The following is a 5,132-nucleotide window of genomic DNA, read 5'->3' as shown; positions in this document are numbered from 1 at the left end:
CAACGCGTAATACGCGGTCAGGAACACGATCGGCACCGACGCCGCCTGCTCGAACGACCACCCCTCCGGCACCCGCACCAACAACCGCGCATCCGTCACAGCCGTCGGAGCGAACGCCCCGTCCAACAGCCCCATCACCCGATCACCGACAACAAGTCCCGTCACATCGGGCCCGACCTCCACCACCACACCGGCACCCTCATGCCCAAGCCGACCGGCATCCCCCGGATACATCCCAAGCACATTCAGCACATCACGGAAGTTCACCCCCGCCGCCCGCACCCCGACCCGCACCTCACCAGCCCGCAATGCACCCGGCCCCTCAGGAACCAGCCCCACACCATCCAGCCGCCCCTGCGCCACCACATCCATCCGCCACCCAGCACCCACCCCCACAGGCGGCACCAGCACCCCACCGGACGCCACCCGCACCATCCGCGGCACCCACACCTGTCCGTCCCGGAGGGCGACTTGATCCGTGTCGTCGGTGGGCAGGGCGGCGGCCAGGCGGTAGGACGCGGGGTCGTCGTCGATGTCGACGAGGGCGAAGCGGCCGGGGTGCTCATTCATGGCGGAGCGCACCAGACCCCAGACGCCAGCGCCGCCGACATCGGCTGTCTCGCCGTCCCGCACAGCCACGGCCCCCTGGGTCACGATCACCAGGCGGGACGCGGCGAACTTCGGCTGGGCGACCCACTCCCGGACGGCGGCCAGGGTCGCGGCGACGACGTCCGCGACGGGGCCGTCGGCGGCGACGGGGAGCAGGACCCGGCGTGGCGCGTCGGCCCCGGTGTCGAGGGCGGTGAGCAGGGCGTCCAGGTCGGGGTGGACCGGGGCGTCGAGACCGCGACCCGAGTCGCCGATGACGACGGTGCCGGCTGTCTGTCGTTCGGCGTTCGGCGCGGCGAGCGGGGTCCACTCGACGCGGTAGAGGTGCTCGGTGCCTTGCGCGGACTGCTGCGCGGCGAGTTCCGTCGTCGAGACGGGGCGCAGGAGCAGGGAGTCGACCGTGGCCACGGGTTCGCCGGTCGCGTCGGCGACGCGCAGGCCGATCTCGCCCTCGCCGCGCATGCGCAGCCGGGCCCGGACCGAAGAGGCGCCGACGGCTGTGAGGGTCACGCCGGACCACAGGAACGGCAGGAGCGCGGTCCGGTCGTCGCCGCCGCGCAGGGCGAGGGCGTGGAGCACGGTGTCGAGGAGGGCGGGGTGGAGGCCGAAGGAGGCGGCGTCGGCGGCGGCGGTTTCGGGGAGGGCGGCCTCGACGTACCAGTCGTCGGCGTCACGCCAGACGCGGGTGATGCCCCGGAACGTGGGGCCGTACTGAAGGCCGACCTCGGCAAGGCGGTCGTGGAGGCCGGCGAGGTCGGCGGGCTCGGCGTCGGCGGGTGGCCAGGCGCGCAGGTTCCAGTCGTCGCCGGGGATGGTGCGGTCGCTGACCGTGCCGGTCGCGTGGAGCGTCCAGGCCTGTTCGACCTCGGCGTCCTCAGCGCGGGAGTAGACGCGCACGGTGCGGTGGCCGTCGTCGGTGGCGGCGTCGATGACGACCTGGACCTGGGCGGCGCCGTGCTCGGGGAGGACCAGGGGGGCTTGGAGGGTGAGTTCGTCGAGGTGGTCGCAGTCGACGCGCAGGCCGGCCTGGACGGCGAGTTCGACGAGGGCGGTGCCGGCGACGACGGCGAGTCCGCCGACGAGGTGGTCGGCGAGCCAGGGAGTGGTGGCGACGGACAAGCGGGCGGTGAGCAGGACGTTGTCGGAGCCGGCGACGGCGACGGCGGCGCCCAGCAGCGGGTGCCCGGCGACACCGAGGCCGAGGCCGCGGGCGTCGGAGGCGGGGCGGGAAGCGTCGAGCCAGTAGCGGTGGCGTTGGAAGGCGTAGGTGGGCAGGTCGGTGTGGCGGGCACCGATGCCGGTGAACACGGCGGACCAGTCGGTGTTGGCGCCCCGTACGAACATCTCGGCGAGCGCGGTGAGTACCGAGGCGCACTCGTCGCGGCCCTCGCGCAGGGTGGCGACGGCGGTGGTGTCGGGGGCGGTGGTCTGGATCAGGCCGGTGAGGACGGGGTCCGCGCCGATCTCGAGGAAGCGGGTGACGCCGAGTTCGGTGGTGGCGGTGCGGACGGCGGCGTGGAAGTGTACGGCGTCGCGGACCTGTCGTACCCAGTAGTCGGGGCTCGCCCAGTCGTCGTCGGCGGCCCGTCCGGTGAGGGTGCTGACGGCGGGCAGGACGGGGCGGCGATGGGTGATGCCGGCGATGGTCTCGGCGAACTCGTCGGTCATGGGGGCCATGAGCGGGGAGTGGAAGGCGTGGCTGACCCGCAGGCGGGTCACCCGCAGTTCGCGTGCGTGGGCGGCCTCCATGATCCGTGCGACTGCCTGCTCGGTGCCGGAAACCACGACGGCGCGCGGTCCGTTGACCGCGGCGATGACGGCGCCCTCGGCGAGGAGTGCGGTGACCTCGCTTTCGTCGGCCTCGATCGCGGCCATCGCGCCGCCGTCCGGGAGCGCCTGCATGAGCCGGGCGCGGGCGGCCACGAGGCATACGGCGTCGGGGAGTTCGAGGGCACCGGCGGCGTGGGCGGCGACGATCTCGCCGATCGAGTGACCGATGACGACGTCGGGTTCGGCGCCCCAGCCGCGCAGCAGGGCGACGAGGGCCGCTTCGACGGCGAAGATGACGGTCTGCGCGTAGCCGGTGCGGTCCAGGAGCGCGGCCTGGGGGGTGCCGGGCTCGGCGAGGCACACGTCGCGCACGGACGCGTCGAAGCCGGGCGCGCCGGTGAGTTCGGCGTCGAGCAGGGCGCAGATCTCGTCGAAGGCGCGCGTGTACGCCGGGTGTGCGGCGTACAGTTCGCGACCCATTCCGGGGCGCTGGCTGCCCTGGCCGGTGAACAGCCAGGCCGTACGGCCCTCGGTGACGGCGCCCTGGACGGCGGTCGCGGTGCCGGTGATGTCGGCGACGGCAGTGCGCAGGGTGTGGCGGTCGGAGCCGAGGACGACGGCCCGGTGTTCGAGGACGGCGCGGCCGGTGGCCAGGCTGTGGCCGATGTCGAGGGCGGAGGCGTCGCAGGCGGTGACATGGGCCGCGAGGCGTTCGGCCTGTGCTTCCAGTGCGGTGGCGCTGCGCGCGGTGAGGACCCAGGGGATGCAGGACAGGGTGCCCGGCGCCTCGTGGGTGTCGTCGGCCGTGGGTGCGGGGGCTTCTTCGAGGATGACGTGGGCGTTGGTGCCGCTGATGCCGAAGGAGGACACGGCGGCCCTGCGGGGGCGCTCGGCGCTGGGCCACGGCCGGGCCTCGGTGAGGAGGCGGACGGCGCCCGCCGACCAGTCGATGTGGGAGCTGGGCCGGTCGGCGTGCAGAGTGGGCGGCAGCCGGCGGGCGCGCAGCGCCATGACCATCTTGATGATGCCGGCCACGCCGGCCGCCGCCTGGGTGTGCCCGATGTTGGACTTCACGGAGCCGAGCCAGACGGGGTTCTTCTCGTCCCGTGCCTTGCCGTAGGTGGCGAGCAGGGCTTGGGCCTCGATGGGGTCGCCGAGCCGGGTGCCCGTGCCGTGTGCCTCGACGGCGTCGACGTCGGCGGTGGTGAGCCGGGCGGATTCCAGGGCGCGGCGGATGACGCGCTGCTGCGCGGGCCCGTTGGGTGCGCTCAGGCCGTTGGACGTGCCGTCCTGGTTGACGGCGCTGCCTCGGATCACGGCGAGGACGGGGTGGCCGAGACGCCGGGCCTCGGAGAGGCGCTCCAGGACGAGGACGCCGGCGCCCTCCGCCCAGCCGGTGCCGTCGGCGTCGTCGGCGAAGGCCTTGCACCGGCCGTCCCCGGCGAGTCCGCCCTGCCGGGAGAACTCGACGAACGTGGTCGGCGCGGCCATCACCGTCACGCCGCCCGCGAGCGCCGTCGCGCACTCGCCGGAGCGCAGGGACTGGCAGGCGAGATGCAGGGCGACGAGGGAGGAGGAGCAGGCGGTGTCGATGGTGACGGCGGGGCCCTCGAAGCCGAAGACGTAGGCGATGCGCCCGGAGAAGACGCTGCCGGCGTTGCCGTTGGCGAGGAACCCGGCGACGTCCTTGGGCACTTCCCGCAGCCGGGAGGCGTAGTCGTGGTACATGAGGCCGGCGAAGACACCGGTCGCCGTGCCGCGCAGCGACAGCGGGTCGATGCCGGCCCGCTCCAGGGCTTCCCATGACGTCTCCAGCAGCAGCCGCTGCTGCGGGTCCATGGCCAGGGCCTCGCGGGGGCTGATGCCGAACGCCTCGGCGTCGAACTCGGCCGCCTCGTGCAGGAATCCGCCCTCCCGGGTGGCCGAGGTGCCGGACGCCCGTTCGGTGTCGGTCGCGAACAGGGCGTCCAGGTCCCAGCCGCGGTCGGTGGGGAACGGCGTGATGCCGTCGCCGCTCCCGCTCACCAGCCCCCACAGGTCCTCCGGCGAGTCAACGCCGCCCGGGAAACGGCAGCCCATCCCGACGATGGCGATCGGCTCGTGTTCCTTGGCCTCGGCCTCACGCAGTCGAAGGTGGGCATCCTGGGCGTCGGCGATAGCACGCTTGAGGTATTCGCGGAGCTTTTCCTCGTTCGCCATCTGTTCCTTATCCTTCGAAAGAGCGTGGAGAGCCGAATCAGGGGCTTGGAGTGGTGCGAGGGTCGCCTGGGCGGGCGGTCGTCAGTCGGCGACCCAGGGCTTGTCGTCGAGCAGCGCGAAGAGTTCGTCGTCCGTGGCCTCGTCGAGTTCGACGCGGTTGCCCTGGTCCGCGTCCTGTCCGCCGTCGGTGGCGGCTGCCGACCAAGTGGCGAGCAGTTGCTGGAGCCGTTCGCCGACGGCCGCGCGCACGGTGTCGTCCGCAGCTGGCGCGGTCTCGGCGAGGACGCCGCGGAGCTTGTCCAACTCGCCCATGAGGAAAGCGGTGTCACCGTCTTCGGCGGGAGCGAGTTCCGCGCTGAGGTGGTCGCGGAGGGAGAGGATGGTGGGGTGGTCGAAGATGAGGGTGGCGGGCAGCTGCAACCCGGTCACGCTGCTCAGCCGGTTGCGCAGATCCACCGCCGTCAGCGAGTCGAACCCGAGTTCCTTGAACGCCCGGGAGGCGTCCACCGACGCGGCCGAGGCATGCCCCAGCACGCCGGCCACCTCGGCCAGCA

Annotated in this window: 1 protein-coding gene and 1 pseudogene; both read right to left on the bottom strand. The window is 73.2% G+C overall.

Annotation, left to right across the window (positions count from 1 at the left end):
• Positions 1–4,578: pseudogene (locus LJ221_RS23240) on the bottom strand (type I polyketide synthase); the annotation flags it as partial.
• Positions 4,579–4,659: 81 nt separating this feature from the next.
• Positions 4,660–5,132, bottom strand: a 473-nt coding sequence (locus LJ221_RS23235) for an acyl carrier protein (RefSeq protein WP_241718668.1), incomplete at its 5' end; no start/stop codon positions are given.

This window comes from Streptomyces sp. CNQ085 (assembly GCF_022614595.1).
GTDB lineage: Bacteria > Actinomycetota > Actinomycetes > Streptomycetales > Streptomycetaceae > Streptomyces.
This window is presented reverse-complemented; position numbering and strand designations above follow the sequence as displayed.